This window comes from Adhaeribacter sp. (genome assembly GCF_057359045.1).
The window spans coordinates 1-14,860 of record NZ_JBMQUD010000030.1 but is presented as its reverse complement, the minus strand read 5'-3'; the positions used below and the strand labels follow the sequence as shown (position 1 = coordinate 14,860).

The following is a 14,860-nucleotide window of genomic DNA, read 5'->3' as shown; positions in this document are numbered from 1 at the left end:
ATTCATTTTCGTATGGCCAATCTAAAAGAGGCAATTAAACAAATGGCAGCCAATTATGCTGCCGATATTGTAGCTATCCGGCGCCACCTACACGCTAATCCCGAATTATCTTTCCAGGAACATCAAACGGCTGCTTTTGTACAGGAACAATTACAAGCGTATGGTCTGGAGCCAACAGTTATGGCCGATACCGGCGTGGTAACTTTAATTAAAGGTAAAAACCCCGATAAAAAAACCGTGGCTTTACGTGCCGATATGGATGCTTTGCCTATTCTGGAACAGAACGAAGTACCTTATAAATCTAAAAACGAAGGTGTAATGCACGCCTGTGGCCACGATGCTCATACGGCCTCTTTGCTGGGAACTGCCCGTATTTTAAACCAATTGCGCGATGATTTTGAAGGCACCGTTAAACTTATTTTTCAGCCCGGCGAAGAAGTAATACCCGGTGGCGCTTCGCTTATGATTAAAGAAGGGGTACTGCAAAATCCGGCTCCGGCCGCCATTTTTGGGCAACACGTTTTTCCAATGCTGCCTGCCGGTAAAGTAGGGGTGCGGTCGGGTATGTACATGGCCAGCTCCGACGAATTGTATGTAACCGTTAAAGGTAAGGGTGGTCACGGTGCCATGCCCGAAATAAATATCGACCCAGTGGTTATTGCCGCGCATATAATTGTGGCCTTGCAGCAAATTGTAAGCCGGCACGCCAGTCCGCGCATACCAACGGTTTTATCGTTTGGTAAAGTAATTGCCAATGGCGCTACCAATGTTATACCAAATGAGGTAAAAATAGAAGGTACATTCCGGACCATGAACGAACCCTGGCGCGCAGAAGCCCATGCTAAAATGAAAAAAATGGCGGAACAAATGGCGGAAGCCATGGGTGGTAGTTGTGAGTTTAATATTCGGAATGGTTATCCTTATCTGCAAAATTCGCCGGAACTTACAGCCGGTATGCGGGTGGCTGCCGAAGACTTTTTAGGCCCTGAGAACGTGGTAGATTTAGATATTTGGATGGCCGCCGAGGATTTTGCGTATTATACCCAGCAAGTAGATGCTTGCTTTTACCGGCTAGGTACCCGCAACGAAGCGCGCGGCATTACTTCATCGGTGCATACCCCAACTTTTGACGTAGACGAAGATTCTCTGGAAACTGGTATGGGTTTAATGGCTTGGTTGGCTTTACAGGAGTTAAATAAATAAGCCTGAATAAATAATTTTTTAGAAATCAGTTGTTGGCCAGCGGCGTTTGAAGGTATGATTTCACGATTTGTAATTGCCTTACTCGGTATTGGCAGTTTGGTAAGTTTTGCCCAGGAAGGAAAAGCTCAGACCCGTGTGCAGCGGAGTGGCGCAGCGTGGCCCGAATTACAGCTAGAGTACGTTTTTAAAAGTACCAGCTACTTATATTTCCGGAACCAGTACCGCCATAATTTCGATCCGGATTTTAACCAGGTACGGGAAAACGGGCCTTTAAAAGTGCTCGAACGTTGGCAGTTTAGAGCCGGTTTTGAGCACATGTTTAACCACCACTGGAGTGGCGGTATTGCCGAAGCTTACGCCGTTGAACGTACCCGTAAAATATTATTTAACGAAGTATACTTGCGGCACCTGGGTACTATTAAGCAAACACGTTTTACCCAGCGGGCTTCGTTCGAACATATTGTGCAATGGGGGCGCCCTACTTACGGTAGGGTGCGCCTCCGGGCCGATATTGACCACGATTTTAAGGTCGGGAAACGCACCCTAAGACCCCGAATAGCTTATGAATTTTTCTTTAACTTAGATTATTCGCCCAACCCGGAATTAAAAGATATTAATCGTTGGGTAGATCGGGCTCGGTTACGGTTGGAGGTGTTATGCCCACTGAATGATCACATTGCTATCACGCCCTTCTTTACCCGCCAATCCGATTTCCTGGTGATAGAACCTGCATACGATGCCGATAATACTATTGTCCGGCGGGGCGGCGATCAAAATTATATAACCCCAATTATTGGCCTAGATTTGCGGTACACCTTATTTAAAGGCGGTACACCCTTCCCGCGGGCAATTAAAATCAATCGCTAATAATCCAGAAGCTTTTATTGCTGAATCATTAGTTTAACCATTTTATATCTCTAAAGAAAGCAGGTGGTTGTAAATGGTAATTAATTTTAGTTTAAGTAATGCTAGCTTAATATTATTTTAGCCTCATGACTTTATGGCGCATTGTCTGTGTTTTGGGTTTAGTTATTGCGTCATTTTGGCCTGATTTAAGTGCATTTTAGCTTTGGTACAAAATTTACTATAGATAGTGTATTAAAAAAGAAACTTAAAACTATAGAAATAAAAGTCATGAAATTAGCCACTGTAAACCCGCATTTACTTGATAGATTACCTGAAACTTACGGTTCTTTGTTCGATAAATTTTTTACCGAAGGCGCAGCCACTAAGCCAGGTTTAGGTAAATTTATTCCCAAAGCCGACGCTATTGAATCAGAAAAAGAATATTTAATTCAGGTAGCATTGCCAGGCTTTAAAAAAGAAGACATCAACCTGGAATTTCAGGAAGGTAAATTAACCATTTCCGGCGAACGTAAGTTTAACCACGAGCAGCAAGAAAAAAAGTACCATTTTGTACAAACCAATTACGGCCAGTTTAGCCGGTCGTTTATCTTGCCCGATAACATTGAAGCAAGTGCCATTGAAGCTAACTTTGAAAATGGTATCTTAAATGTAGTAGTACCAAAAGACGAGAAAAAGGTATTAAAGCGCCAAATAGAAGTAAAATAATATTTTGAAATAAAACAAAAAAGACGCAAATTTTGGCGTCTTTTTTGTTTTAGTACCGTTAATAAAATATAGCTGTAAAAATTATATACCGATTAAAATATATTAGTCGTTATAGCAGCATCGGCCTATTAACAGGTACAAAATTTTAGAAAGAATTATTATATTTATCTTCATAATAACACCATTAATATTTATAAAGAAATGAAAGCAAGACAATTTATGTTTGGCCTCGTGCTTTCTGCTGTTATGGGCGGCGGTATGGCCATTGGAGGCTATAAACTTCTGGAGGACCAGGAACAGACACAACCAATACAATTGCAAAATCAAAATGTGCGCTACTCCAGCTTATTGCGCGATAGCGATATAAAAGTGCCGGAAGGCCTTAATTTTATTACCGCGGCCGAGTCAGTTACCCCGGCTGTAGTACACGTCATGACCGAGTATGGCGTACAATCGGCACGTAGCGGCGGTTCTTCGCGGCAACGCGACATGATGGATCCGTTTCTGCGCGATTTTTTTGGTGACGATTTCGAAAATTATCACCGGCAGCAAGGGCCTTCTGAAGGTTCAGGTTCAGGGGTAATTATTTCGTCGAACGGTTACATTGTAACCAACAACCACGTTATTGATAAAGCTGATAAAATTCAAGTAGTGCTGGATGATAAGCGTAAACTACAAGCTACTTTAGTGGGTACCGACCCCAGCACCGATATTGCAGTTTTAAAAGTAGAAGCGAATAATTTGCCCACTATACGTTACGGCAACTCCGATAACTTGCGGGTAGGAGAGTGGGTACTGGCGGTAGGTAATCCGTTTAACTTAAACTCTACTGTAACAGCTGGTATTATTAGCGCCAAAGGCCGTAGTGTAGGTATTATTCAGGCGGTAGACGAGAAAAACCAGAATACAGGTATTGAGTCTTTTCTGCAAACCGATGCCGTAGTAAACCCTGGTAACAGTGGTGGCGCTTTGGTAAACTTAAACGGCGATTTGGTTGGTATTAATACCGCTATTGCCAGCCGGAGAGGTTCTTTTGAGGGATATTCTTTTGCGGTGCCTTCTTCTATTGTAAGTAAAGTAGTAGATGATTTATTAAAGTTTGGCGAAGTACAACGTGCATTATTGGGCGTACAAATGCGAGAAGTAGATGCCACGTTAGCGGCCGAAAAGAAAATCAAGAATCTGAACGGTATTTATGTAGTTAAATTAACCGAAAACAGCGCGGCGCAAGCGGCCGGTCTGAAAGAAGGCGATATTATTACTCATATTAATAGTGTAGCGGTAAATACGGCGGCCCAGTTACAAGAACAGGTAGCCCGTTACCGCCCCGGCGATAAAATTAAAGTTACTTTTGTGCGCGGCAGCGAAACCGAAACGGTTACCGCCACTTTGCGCAACCGCCTCGGCGATACCAATGTGGTAAAACGCGAAGTTGCTAAAGCTGTAACCCTGGCCGGCGCTAAATTTGAACCAATCTCCAAAGAAGAACAAAATAAATTAAACCTGAATGGCGGGGCCAAAGTTTCTAATATTAAGGCCAGCCAATTTAGAAGTTCCGGCATGGAAGACGGCTTTATCATTACCCGTATCGATAAAGCTAAAGTAGAAAAGCCGCAAGATGTAGAGCGTATACTTAAAAACGTTAAGGATGAAGGCGTGCTGGTAGAAGGTGTATATCCCGATGGCCGACGTGCTTACTATCCCATTGGCCGCAGATAATTAGCCAAAACAAATTGCTTAAAGCTTCTGTATTTTTACAGAAGCTTTTTTTTGCTCTAACCTACCCGTAATCTTTTACTGCTTTGCCACATTCTTAAATTTTTACGTAAATACATTAGCACATTTTTTTAACCAGCACATTCGCATATTTATACATCAGCCCATTAAAACATGAGCCAATCTACTTTAGTTAAGAATTATTTCCCGGTAGCTACTTTACAAGAATTAGGCATAGAAGCCGTAAATAATGCCTGGAGTACCGGTTTGGTTTGGGGCAGCGATAATAACGCAGTGGTAAAAGAAATTTATTCTCCGGTAGATGGTAACCTCCTGGCCGCTGTCCGGATGGCTACCGCCACCGACTATGCCGCGATAGTTAGTACTGCCCAAGAGGCTTTCCAGACGTGGCGGCAGGTGCCCGCACCAAAACGCGGCGACATTGTGCGACAAATCGGGAATAAATTACGCCATCATAAAGAGGCTCTGGGCCGGTTGGTAAGCTACGAAATGGGTAAAATACTGCAGGAAGGTTTAGGTGAGGTGCAGGAAATGATCGATATCTGTGATTTTGCGGTTGGCTTATCGCGGCAGCTCCACGGGCTTACCATGCACTCCGAACGGGCCAGTCACCGCATGTACGACCAGTATCACCCTTTGGGTATTGTGGGCATTATTTCGGCGTTTAATTTTCCGGTGGCAGTTTGGAGCTGGAATGCCATGCTGGCGGCAGTTTGTGGCAATGTATGCCTTTGGAAACCGTCCGAAAAAACACCTCTAACGGCTATTGCCTGTCAGCATATTTTAAAAGAAGTACTCCGGGAAAATCAATTGCCCGAAGGAATATTTAATTTAATTTTAGGCGATGCCCACATAGGTAGTTTAATGTCCCACGACGAAAACATTCCACTGGTATCGGCAACCGGTTCTACACCTATGGGGAAAAAAGTAGGGGCTGCCGTAGGCGCGCGGTTGGGCCGGGCTTTGCTGGAATTAGGCGGCAACAATGCGATTATTATTACACCGCACGCCGATTTGGCAATGGCTATCCGGGCGGTTGTATTTGGGGCAGTAGGCACTTGCGGCCAGCGTTGCACTTCTACCCGGCGCCTGATTATTCACGAAACCATTTACGAAGAGGTAAAAGAAAGATTACTTAAAGTATACGGGAATCTGCCGATTGGCAATCCGTTGGAAGAAAATAAACTGGTAGGGCCGCTTATAGATAGAACCGCTGCTCAGGCTTTTGTAAACGCTATTGAGAGTGTGCAGGCCGAAGGTGGTACTTTGCTAACCGGTGGCCAAATATTAACCGGCACAGGGTACGAAACCGGTACTTACGTTACACCGGCACTGGTAGAAGCGCAAAACGATTACCCCACGGTGCAGAAAGAAACCTTTGGGCCGGTGTTGTACCTGATTAAATACAGTGGTTCTATAGAGAATGCCATTGCTATTCAGAACGGAGTGCGCCAGGGATTATCTTCGGCTATATTTTCGAACAACATCCGCGAAACCGAAACCTTTTTATCGGCCTGGGGCTCTGATTGCGGAATTGCCAACGTAAATATTGGTACTTCCGGCGCCGAAATAGGCGGTGCTTTCGGCGGCGAAAAAGAAACAGGGGGTGGGCGCGAGTCAGGTTCCGATGCCTGGAAAATATACATGCGCCGCCAAACCAATACGATTAACTTTGGTACCGAACTACCCCTGGCACAAGGTATAAAATTTGATATTTAAACTGGCTTAGGATAATAATTGCTGGTAAAGCCGGAAATTTTCGTGATCAAATACTACAAATATAACATAAGCCAAACGAGCGTCCTGGTTTAGAAATCCTTTAACAGTTTCTACCGCTACTTTCGCGGCTTTATCTTTGGGGTAGCCATACACCCCGGTACTAATATTCGGGAAGGCTATGGTTTGTGCCTGGTGCTCGGTAGCCAGCTTAAGGCTGTTGCGGTAGCATTTTGCTAATATTTGCGGTTCGTCTTTTTCGCCGCCTTGCCAAACAGGGCCAACCGTATGAACAACATTTTTTGCGGGCAACTTACCGGCGGTGGTAATTACAGCTTCGCCGGGCGGGCAGGAGCCCTGTCGGTTCCGGATTTCCCGGCAAGCTTCTAAAATAGCGGGTCCGCCGGCCCGGTGAATAGCGCCATCTACGCCGCCGCCACCCAACAAAGAACTGTTGGCTGCATTTACAATAACATCGGCCTTTACTTTGGTAATATCACCCTGGAATAAAACCAGCCGGGAATCAGGCCGGATAAATTCTTGCCATTGTTCGCTCATATTATTTTTACGGTTAAGTATATTAAAAGAATAAACTTGTAAAGCTATTTGCCGGCTATAATTTCTGGTAATAAATAGCTTTTTATCTTTAAACGAGTTTTTAAACCTAGACGTCCTTAAAAATAAAGGTTTTAACTTTGGGCTTTAAACCAAATCTTACATAATATTCAGCCATACCTTAATTTTTAGGAATATTCTGGGGCCGGAATAAAGATGAGTATTGATGGTAAAGAGTATAAAGTAAAGCGCTTTTATTTTCCCTGGCGCTATAATTTTAAATAATATGATTGATTCGCCGGAAGAAATATTTAGTAGCCGTAGTCGGGGTTTTGCGCAGGAAGAAGAACGTTATAAGAGTAAGGCGCAGGCCATGGGTTGGCTACGTTTAACTATTTTTCTGGCTGGAGCCGCCACTTGCGGGTATTTATTTTATACCAATCAAAATTTGTTTGGCTTTGGGGTACTGGTGCTGGCCTATATCATTTTTTTAGTAGCACTAAAAAAACATACAAAACTGCAATATCTGCAAAGGCATAATCGGTTTCTTAAAAATATTAATACCGATGAAACCGAGCGGTTAAAAGGTAATTTGCAAATATTCTCACCGGGCGCGCAATTTAAAGACGCTAAACACCCTTATACCGCCGATTTGGATATTTTTGGCGAGCATTCTGTTTACCAGTTACTTAACCGGTCGGTAACCAGTATAGGACAGCAAAAACTAGGCAACTGGTTAAAAGCAGCGGCAGCCGCTCCCGAAATTCTGGCCAGGCAGGAAGCTATCTCTGAGTTAGCGCCGGATATTGACTGGCGCCAGCAATTGCAGGCCAAAGCCCTGCATTACAAACAACAGGTAGAAGCGCCTTTTACTTTCTTCGACTGGCTAAAAGCCCCCGATTTTTACCTGGGCAAAACCTGGCTAAAAGTAGCGGTATTTATTTTACCTGTATTAACCATAGCGGCTATTTATCTTTTTTTTGCCGGTGGTAGCGGTTATCCGGCCATGGCTTTTTTGGTGCTGCAATATTTACTTTGCTACAAATACACCACCGACCGCGATAATTATTACGAGCAAAGCAGTGGCATGTACGATGTTTTGCGTAGCTACCGCGATTTACTCCAGCACCTGGAAAACCGGAGTTGCGCCGCCCCTAAGTTAAAAACACTACAGCAAGATTTAGTAGTGCATACCCAACCGGCATCAGCGCAAATTCACCGGCTTGCTACTATTGTAGAATATTTATCGGCCCGCATGAATGTGTATATTAGTTTTGTGTTGAACGCCGTTTTGATGTGGGATTTTTTCTGGATATACCGCCTCGAAAACTGGAAAAAGCAAGTGGCCCCCAATCTGGAACAGTTGCTGGAAGTAATTGCCGAAACGGAAGCTTTAGCCAGTTTGGCCGCATTCCGGTACGCAAACCCAACGTTTGTTGTACCCGAAATAAGTGACGCGCCTTTTGAAATAGATGCAACAGCCTTAGGTCACCCGCTAATTTTTACAGCCCAACGGATTACTAATAATTTCCGGACAATTGGCGTAGGTAAAACAGCCATTATAACGGGCTCTAACATGTCGGGGAAAAGTACTTTTTTGCGGACGGTAGGCATTAATATGGTGCTGGCCTTATCGGGTGCGGTGGTTTGTGCCCGTAATTTTAAGGTTTATCCTATGCAGGTGTACACGGCCATGCGCACCGAAGACAACCTGGCCGAAAGCACGTCATCGTTTTACGCGGAGCTAAAACGGCTGCGCCTGCTCCTGGATTTGGCAGCTGCCGGCGTACCAGTATTTTATTTATTAGACGAGATTTTGAAAGGTACCAATTCCCGCGATCGGCACGCCGGCGCCAAAGCTCTAATCCGGCAAATGCATAAACGCAACGCGGCTGGCCTGGTATCTACCCACGACCTTGAATTGGGTAACATGCAGCAAGAGCACCCCGAGTACATAACTAATTACAGTTTTAACAGTACCATTGAAGAAGATAAAATATTGTTTGATTATAAACTGCAACCGGGCCTGTGCCACAGCTTTAATGCGAGTAAACTTATGCAGTTAATGGGTATTGAAATGGAAAGCTAAATGAAGTATTTGTTAAAGCTGGCTAAAAAAATAGCAGCTTTAAGTAAGCTTTTATTTTTGCTGTGCTTCTGCCCAAACTTAATAAAAATAGCTGCCCGTGAATTAGCTGTAAGCTATACCAATTGAAGTTACCTAAACTTTAAAATATGGCAAAATGCATACTTTTGGTTTTGTTTTTGTGGTTAGGTAAGTTAACCGGGGCCGCCGCTCAGGATACCGATTCCTTATCTGATAATCCGGTACTGGAAAAGAAATATTATTTGGTATTAGATAAACCCGGGAAAGTGAAAAGGTTACGATTTTACGTAGGTAGCCGGATAAATTTCCGGCTTACAAACGAAAAGCACGATTACACCGGCGTAATAACAGCTATCACCCCGCAAGCAATTGTGGTGCACTATACCCAAATTCCTTTAAACGAAATAGCCCGCATAACAATACCGCAACGGAGCAATTCGGGCCGGCTATTAACCGGGGTAGGTAATGTATTACGAGGAGCGGGTGGTTTGTTTTTTTTAGTGGGCGCGGGTAATTACCTGCTAAAGCCAGAAGACCGCGAAGATGGCCGGGTAACTGCGCAGAGTGGTTTAAGTGCTTTTCTAGTAGGGCAATTATTCCGGGGCTTTCAGAAACGAACGTATAAATTAAATAAAAACCGGCAACTTAAAACCATTCAGATTATTTAACCGGACAGCCAGACGTTTAAATATTGGCTTTAGAAAATTAAGTAAGTTGTTAGATTTAAGTTAGAAGTAATAACCTTTTAAAGCGTTAGCTTTTAATTATTTATATAAATAAACAGGGCAAAATAATTTTGCCTGTTACTTACTGCAAATTAATTATCCTTAATTATTTTATTAATATAAATATGCGCGTAGTTACAGAAGTGCCGCACCCGGCGGTTAAAATAACAGTTTTTGCCTGGAACGGTAAGTATTTAATAAAACTGGAGCGCGGGCCGCTGGAGCAAACTTTTAAAGTAAGTGAAATGGATATTCTGCAGGAATCCGACCTGCTAAAATTAATTGACGAAGAATTTATAAATGCCGCTTTAGAACGCTTCTCTGATATGGGGAAATCTTTACAGGCGGCGCAGGCCCGTTTAGATTAAGCGCAAACCAACACAAGTAAGACAATTTAGCTGCTATTCTTTTTATTGCGTAAAAGGTTTAGTATAAAGACAAAAATATTAAAACCGGATATAAACTAATGGAGAATGATTTTTCGGCAATAAAATCTATTCAGGAATTAAAAAACCTGCTTGATTCTGGTGCCATAACGCCGCAGGAGTATGAGGTTCTTAAACGAAAAATTATTTTTGGAAATAATATATCCGGAAATGGAGCCGTACCTTTAACACCGCCCGTAGCGCCTGGTACCGGCGAACGTAAAAATTTGGTGCCGCCGCCACCTGCGCAGGAAGCTATACCGCCGGTTGCCGTAGAAGGTAATCCGGTTACGCCCGAGTACCAACGGGTAACAACTACTAGTAAAACACCCGTTTACGATGCGCCCGATACTGAGAATACTGTTTTAAACGAAAACAACTTTAACCAACCCGACGAACTGCAAAAAGTAAAAAGCCGCGATTGGCTTCTGACTATTCTTATTTCGTTAGGCGCCGTTTTACTTATTGGTTTGGTGGCCTATCAGCTTTTAAGTAATCCCGAATCGGAACGCCTTACCAGTACCAGCGGACCAGATGCTGAAACAGAAATAACACCGGCAACTACCGAAACTGCTGCAGAAAACGAGCCGGTTATGACTACCGAATCTACCTCCCCCAATACTATTGCTGCTACCCCGGTGCCGGGAAGTGAGCCTGCTGCCACTACCTTACCTGGCGCAACACCTACTGCCACCGATAACCAGGCTGCTGAAGCACCCAATGCTACGCCGGCTACTACACCCGCTCCGGCGGCGCCTGTGGCCCGCGTAACCGATGAGGAAGCTGTAAACCGGATAAAAGATCGTTTGCAAGCCTATTATAACGATATGAAGGCGGCCCCGTTTGCGGCGCAAAATCATTTTGCCCCCAGTGTAGAGCGGTATTATACGTTAACCAATACTACGCCCGAAGCCATTAACGAAAATATTAATACTTACCACTTCCCCGAGTTTCAGGACAGTGAATCTAGTATTGAAGACGGAACCATAAAGCTGGTAAGCAAAGACGAAAACGGTTTTGAAGTAACTTATATTGAGCACGGTAAAGCTTTCCGAAAATCGAAAGGGCAAAAGCAGGAGACAACGGCCCGGGTGCGGGCCCGGGTAGACAAAGATTTTAGACTTATTTTTTTCCGGCAGGAGCAATTACTCGAGAATAAATTTATTACTGATTAGTACACTTAGCGCCAATACATAAAAAAAGCCTTCCGGAATACCAGAAGGCTTTTTTATAGATTATAATTTCTATTTAATTAACCAATGGCTACGCGTTTAAATTCGCTAACGGTTAAGCCTTTGCTGGTTTTATCTAGTAACTGGGCAATCGATAAAGAATTGTCTTTTACAAACTCCTGGTTTAACAAAGTATTTTCTTTGTAGAATTTGTTCAGTTTACCCATGGCAATCTTTTCCAGCATTGCTTCTGGTTTGCCTTCAGCCCGGGCTTGTTCTTTACCAATTTCTATTTCGCGCTCAATGGTAGCAGAATCTACGCCATCTTTATCTAAAGCAATTGGTTTCATGGCCGCAATTTGCATAGCTACATCCTTACCAACTTCGGTTACATCAGTACCATTGGTGTTTTTTAAACCTACCAGTACCCCTAATTTACCATTAGAGTGGTTGTAAGCTACTACTTGGTCGGCAGTAACGGTTTCGTAAGAAACTACATCAATTTTCTCGCCTATTTTACCCATTAAATCGGTAATGTGGTCCTGTAAAGTACGACCATCGGCTTGGGCAGCGGCAAGTAAATCTTCTTTGGTAGCAGCATTGGTAGAAACAGCAGCTTCCAGAACAGCTTTGGCTAAACTCTGGAAATCGGCTACCTTAGATACGGGTTCGGTTTCGCAAGCTAAAGCAACTACTTTACCGATAGTACCATCGGAGCTTACCTGCGTCAGAACAACTCCTTCTGACGTTGCATTATCGGCACGTTTGCTGGCTATTTTCTGACCTGCTTTGCGCAGAATATCTTTAGCCGCTTCAAAGTCACCGTTCGCTTCGGTAAGTGCTTTTTTGCAATCCATCATACCGGCCCCGGTTTCCTGACGGAGTCTGTTTACGTCTTGTGCTGTAATAGCCATTTTTTTATTTAGTTTAAAGTTATGAGTGAAAAGTTAAAAGTTAGATTTTGTGAATATTAAATCCAGGGTCTAGTACCTAGCGCCCCCTACTTTGTATCCAGCATCCAACATCTAAATTAATAGTTTAAAAAAAACTGAACATCAGAAGTAATATTTCCAATGTTCAGTTTTAAAAGTTTTATTATATAAAAGATTATTCTCCGGAATCAGCAGCTACTTTTTCAGCAATGCCTTCTTCTTCAGAACGCTTACGCTCGGTATCTTCTTTGTCTACTTTTCTTTCGGATAAGCCGTCTTCAATAGCTTTACCCATTACCCGTACAATCAGGGAGATAGATTTAGAAGCATCGTCGTTGGCCGGAATTGGGAAATCAACTAAATCCGGGTTTGAGTTGGTATCTACAATAGCAAATACCGGTAAGTTTAATTTCTGAGCTTCTTTAATAGCAATGTGCTCGCGCTTAACATCTACTACAAATAAAGCAGCTGGTAAACGTGATAAATCAGCAATACCACCCAATACCCGCGATAATTTTTCCCGCTCGCGGCTTAACATTAAGCGCTCGCGTTTTGCCATAGCAGCATAAGCGGTGTTGTCTTTTACCATTTTATCAATGGTCGACATTTTCTTTAACGACTTACGTACGGTAGCAAAATTGGTAAGCATACCACCCAACCAACGGTCGGTAACGTAAGGCATTTTCAGCCGTTTTGCTTCTTCGGCAACAATATCCTGGGCTTGTTTTTTGGTAGCCACGAACATGATTTTACGGCCTGATTTAGCAATCTGACGGATTGCCGCAGCGGCTTCGTCGAGCGCAGCAACGGTTTTGTTCAGGTCGATAATGTGGATGCCGTTTTTCTCCATGAAAATGTAAGGAGCCATTTTCGGATCCCATTTCCGGGTAAGGTGCCCAAAGTGAACACCAGCATCAAGTAATTCTTTATAATTTGTTGTACTAGCCATTTTTCTGATACACCTTAAATATTAACGTTTAGAGAACTGGAATGAACGTCTTGCTTTCGCTCTACCAAACTTCTTGCGCTCTACCATACGTGGGTCGCGGGTTAAGAAGCCTTCTTTCTTCAGCGCCGGACGGCTGTCGGCATTTTCTGTGATAAGGGCTTTGGCAATGGCTAACCGAATAGCTTCGGCTTGTCCGCTGGTGCCGCCACCTTTTACGTTAACCCGTACGTCGTATTTACCAACCGCATCTAAGGTTTTAAGTGGTTGATTAACGATTGTTTGTAATACTTCGCTCGGAAAGTATTCTTTTATATCTCTATCGTTAATAGTGATATTCCCTTGCCCAGACGTCATATAAATACGCGCCACCGAGGTTTTTCTTCTACCAGATGTATTGAGAACTTCCATTAATTATGATTATAAATTGATTTTAACTTGTTTAGGCTGTTGTGCTTCGTGCGGGTGCTCCGCGCCATCGTACACAAACAGGTTGCGGAATTGCTCGCGACCCAAACGGGTGCGGGGCAACATACCACGTACCGCTCTTTCTACTACTTTAGCCGGAGATTTGGCTTTCAGTTCGCGAACGGTAGTATGTTTTTGTCCGCCGGGGTATCCAGAGTGCGTAACAAAAACTTTGTTGTCTAATTTTTTACCGGTAACCCGTAAATTAACCGCGTTGATAACAATTACGTTATCGCCACAATCGGCGTTAGGGGTAAAAGAAGCTTTGTGCTTGCCTCTTAAAATGTTAGCAATTTGGCTGGCTACCCGGCCTAATGTTGCGTCTCCGGCGTCTATCACTACCCAACCTTTATTAGCGGTCGCCTTATTAACTGATAGCGTCTTATAACTTAAATGATCCATTATTTATGGTTAAATGGTTATGAATGAATGATTTCCTGTTCAGGTATTCTGAAAAGGAGGTGCAAAGTTAAGGTAAATTATTGGATTTACAAACGACTGATAATTAAAAAATTAGTATGCTGATATTTGTAGTGGCGCCTTTCTTTATTTGGAAGGTACAGCCTTTCTGGTTCTTGCTAATGCTGATATTCTAAGTAATAATGCGGCAACTTATAACTTATTAAAACAAAGATGGTAAGATAAATACGTAGGAGTGGCTTCTGAAAAAACATTAAATCAGTTTTGCTGTTATTAGTTCTTCTTTGTTTGGACTTGAGCCAGATTACTTCAATAGCTGTATTGGTTGCGTCATTTGGCCAGCCAGTTGCAGGTGAAAAAAAACGTTACGGCAACCAGCGCTTGGGCAAGTATAATTGCGGTAACCTTGTATGTAAATGACTGCGGCGCTTGCTTAGCAGATAAACAGGTAGGTTGAAATAGTTGATTATCAGCTAAAAATAATAAAATGTTGCTCAAATATTTTTCTGTTTAAAACTTACTTTTTAAAATTGTGTTCGTATTTATACCTACGTTTAAATACAGGGTAGCTGATGGCGTTAAAGCAATGAACTTGTGTCATTAGGATTTGAAATTTAGTTTTTTAAAGATGTATATTATAATAAATGAGTTGGAAAAAGATGTGCTGCGGGAAATAATCAGCATTGGTTTAGCCCGGGCAGCCGATTCTTTTTCTGATTTTTCTAAATCCGGCGTGTTGCTGAATGTGCCGGAAGTAAAAATTATTGAACCACAGGTTTTACCCGATGTGATCGACGAATTCGAAGAAATATACTTTGTGGTTCGGTCGGGTATTACGGGCGATTTGAACGGGAAGACCTTTATGCTTTTTACCGAAGCGCA

14 protein-coding genes and 1 pseudogene are annotated in these 14,860 nt (G+C 43.0%); 10 read left to right on the top strand and 5 right to left on the bottom strand.

The annotated features are described in order from the left end of the window. The first annotated feature begins 42 nt into the window (after nucleotides 1-42). From ACO1R6_RS05085 to amaB, 5 genes are all read left to right on the top strand, one after another. A complete protein-coding gene (locus ACO1R6_RS05085; RefSeq protein WP_486262745.1) occupies nucleotides 43-1,203 on the top strand; it encodes a M20 metallopeptidase family protein in 1,161 nt (386 codons plus the stop codon). A 54-nt stretch (nucleotides 1,204-1,257) separates the two neighbouring features. Then, nucleotides 1,258-2,070 (top strand): porin family protein, encoded by an 813-nt coding sequence (locus ACO1R6_RS05080; protein ID WP_486262742.1) that lies wholly within the window; start codon nucleotides 1,258-1,260, stop codon nucleotides 2,068-2,070. 267 nt (nucleotides 2,071-2,337) lie between these two features. Beyond that, on the top strand, nucleotides 2,338-2,775 hold the full coding sequence (locus ACO1R6_RS05075) for an Hsp20/alpha crystallin family protein (RefSeq protein WP_486262741.1): 438 nt from the start codon (nucleotides 2,338-2,340) through the stop codon (nucleotides 2,773-2,775). Between the two features lie 201 nt (nucleotides 2,776-2,976). Beyond that, nucleotides 2,977-4,494 carry a Do family serine endopeptidase gene (locus ACO1R6_RS05070; RefSeq protein ID WP_486262739.1) on the top strand — a complete coding sequence of 506 codons (1,518 nt, stop codon included), beginning with the start codon at nucleotides 2,977-2,979 and terminating at the stop codon, nucleotides 4,492-4,494. A 171-nt stretch (nucleotides 4,495-4,665) separates the two neighbouring features. Next, nucleotides 4,666-6,231, top strand: a complete 1,566-nt coding sequence (amaB, locus tag ACO1R6_RS05065) for an L-piperidine-6-carboxylate dehydrogenase (RefSeq protein WP_486262737.1) — start codon at nucleotides 4,666-4,668, stop codon at nucleotides 6,229-6,231. Nucleotides 6,232-6,237: 6 nt separating this feature from the next. Here amaB and ACO1R6_RS05060 read toward each other — a convergent pair whose 3' ends face one another. After that, a complete protein-coding gene (locus tag ACO1R6_RS05060; protein ID WP_486262736.1) occupies nucleotides 6,238-6,786 on the bottom strand; it encodes an O-acetyl-ADP-ribose deacetylase in 549 nt (182 codons plus the stop codon). A gap of 283 nt (nucleotides 6,787-7,069) precedes the next feature. Here ACO1R6_RS05060 and ACO1R6_RS05055 point away from each other — a divergent pair, with 283 nt between their 5' ends. From ACO1R6_RS05055 to ACO1R6_RS05040, 4 genes are all read left to right on the top strand, one after another. Next, the gene (locus ACO1R6_RS05055; protein WP_486262734.1) at nucleotides 7,070-8,872 is read left to right on the top strand and encodes a MutS-related protein; all 1,803 of its coding nucleotides are present in this window, start codon (nucleotides 7,070-7,072) and stop codon (nucleotides 8,870-8,872) included. Nucleotides 8,873-9,018: 146 nt separating this feature from the next. Further along, nucleotides 9,019-9,558 carry a hypothetical protein gene (locus ACO1R6_RS05050; protein WP_486262732.1) on the top strand — a complete coding sequence of 180 codons (540 nt, stop codon included), beginning with the start codon at nucleotides 9,019-9,021 and terminating at the stop codon, nucleotides 9,556-9,558. A 182-nt stretch (nucleotides 9,559-9,740) separates the two neighbouring features. Continuing rightward, nucleotides 9,741-9,983 (top strand): hypothetical protein, encoded by a 243-nt coding sequence (locus ACO1R6_RS05045; RefSeq protein WP_486262730.1) that lies wholly within the window; start codon nucleotides 9,741-9,743, stop codon nucleotides 9,981-9,983. Between the two features lie 98 nt (nucleotides 9,984-10,081). Further along, nucleotides 10,082-11,215, top strand: coding sequence for an SHOCT domain-containing protein (locus tag ACO1R6_RS05040; protein WP_486262729.1), 1,134 nt, complete (start codon nucleotides 10,082-10,084; stop codon nucleotides 11,213-11,215). 77 nt (nucleotides 11,216-11,292) lie between these two features. On the opposite strand, the gene tsf is transcribed toward ACO1R6_RS05040, so the two are convergent. The 4 genes from tsf to rplM all read right to left on the bottom strand — a co-directional run bounded on the left by tsf (nucleotide 11,293) and on the right by rplM (nucleotide 13,960). After that, nucleotides 11,293-12,126, bottom strand: a complete 834-nt coding sequence (gene tsf / locus ACO1R6_RS05035) for a translation elongation factor Ts (protein WP_486262728.1) — start codon at nucleotides 12,124-12,126, stop codon at nucleotides 11,293-11,295. Nucleotides 12,127-12,319: 193 nt separating this feature from the next. Beyond that, nucleotides 12,320-13,093, bottom strand: a complete 774-nt coding sequence (gene rpsB, locus ACO1R6_RS05030) for a 30S ribosomal protein S2 (protein WP_486262726.1) — start codon at nucleotides 13,091-13,093, stop codon at nucleotides 12,320-12,322. 21 nt (nucleotides 13,094-13,114) lie between these two features. Next, nucleotides 13,115-13,501: a 30S ribosomal protein S9 gene (gene rpsI / locus ACO1R6_RS05025; protein WP_486262724.1), complete on the bottom strand. Its 387-nt coding sequence runs from the start codon at nucleotides 13,499-13,501 to the stop codon at nucleotides 13,115-13,117. Between the two features lie 9 nt (nucleotides 13,502-13,510). Continuing rightward, nucleotides 13,511-13,960 carry a 50S ribosomal protein L13 gene (gene rplM, locus ACO1R6_RS05020; RefSeq protein ID WP_486262723.1) on the bottom strand — a complete coding sequence of 150 codons (450 nt, stop codon included), beginning with the start codon at nucleotides 13,958-13,960 and terminating at the stop codon, nucleotides 13,511-13,513. 646 nt (nucleotides 13,961-14,606) lie between these two features. Between rplM and ACO1R6_RS05015 the strand changes: the two are divergent. Next, a pseudogene (locus ACO1R6_RS05015) lies at nucleotides 14,607-14,860 on the top strand (chemotaxis protein CheC); the annotation flags it as partial.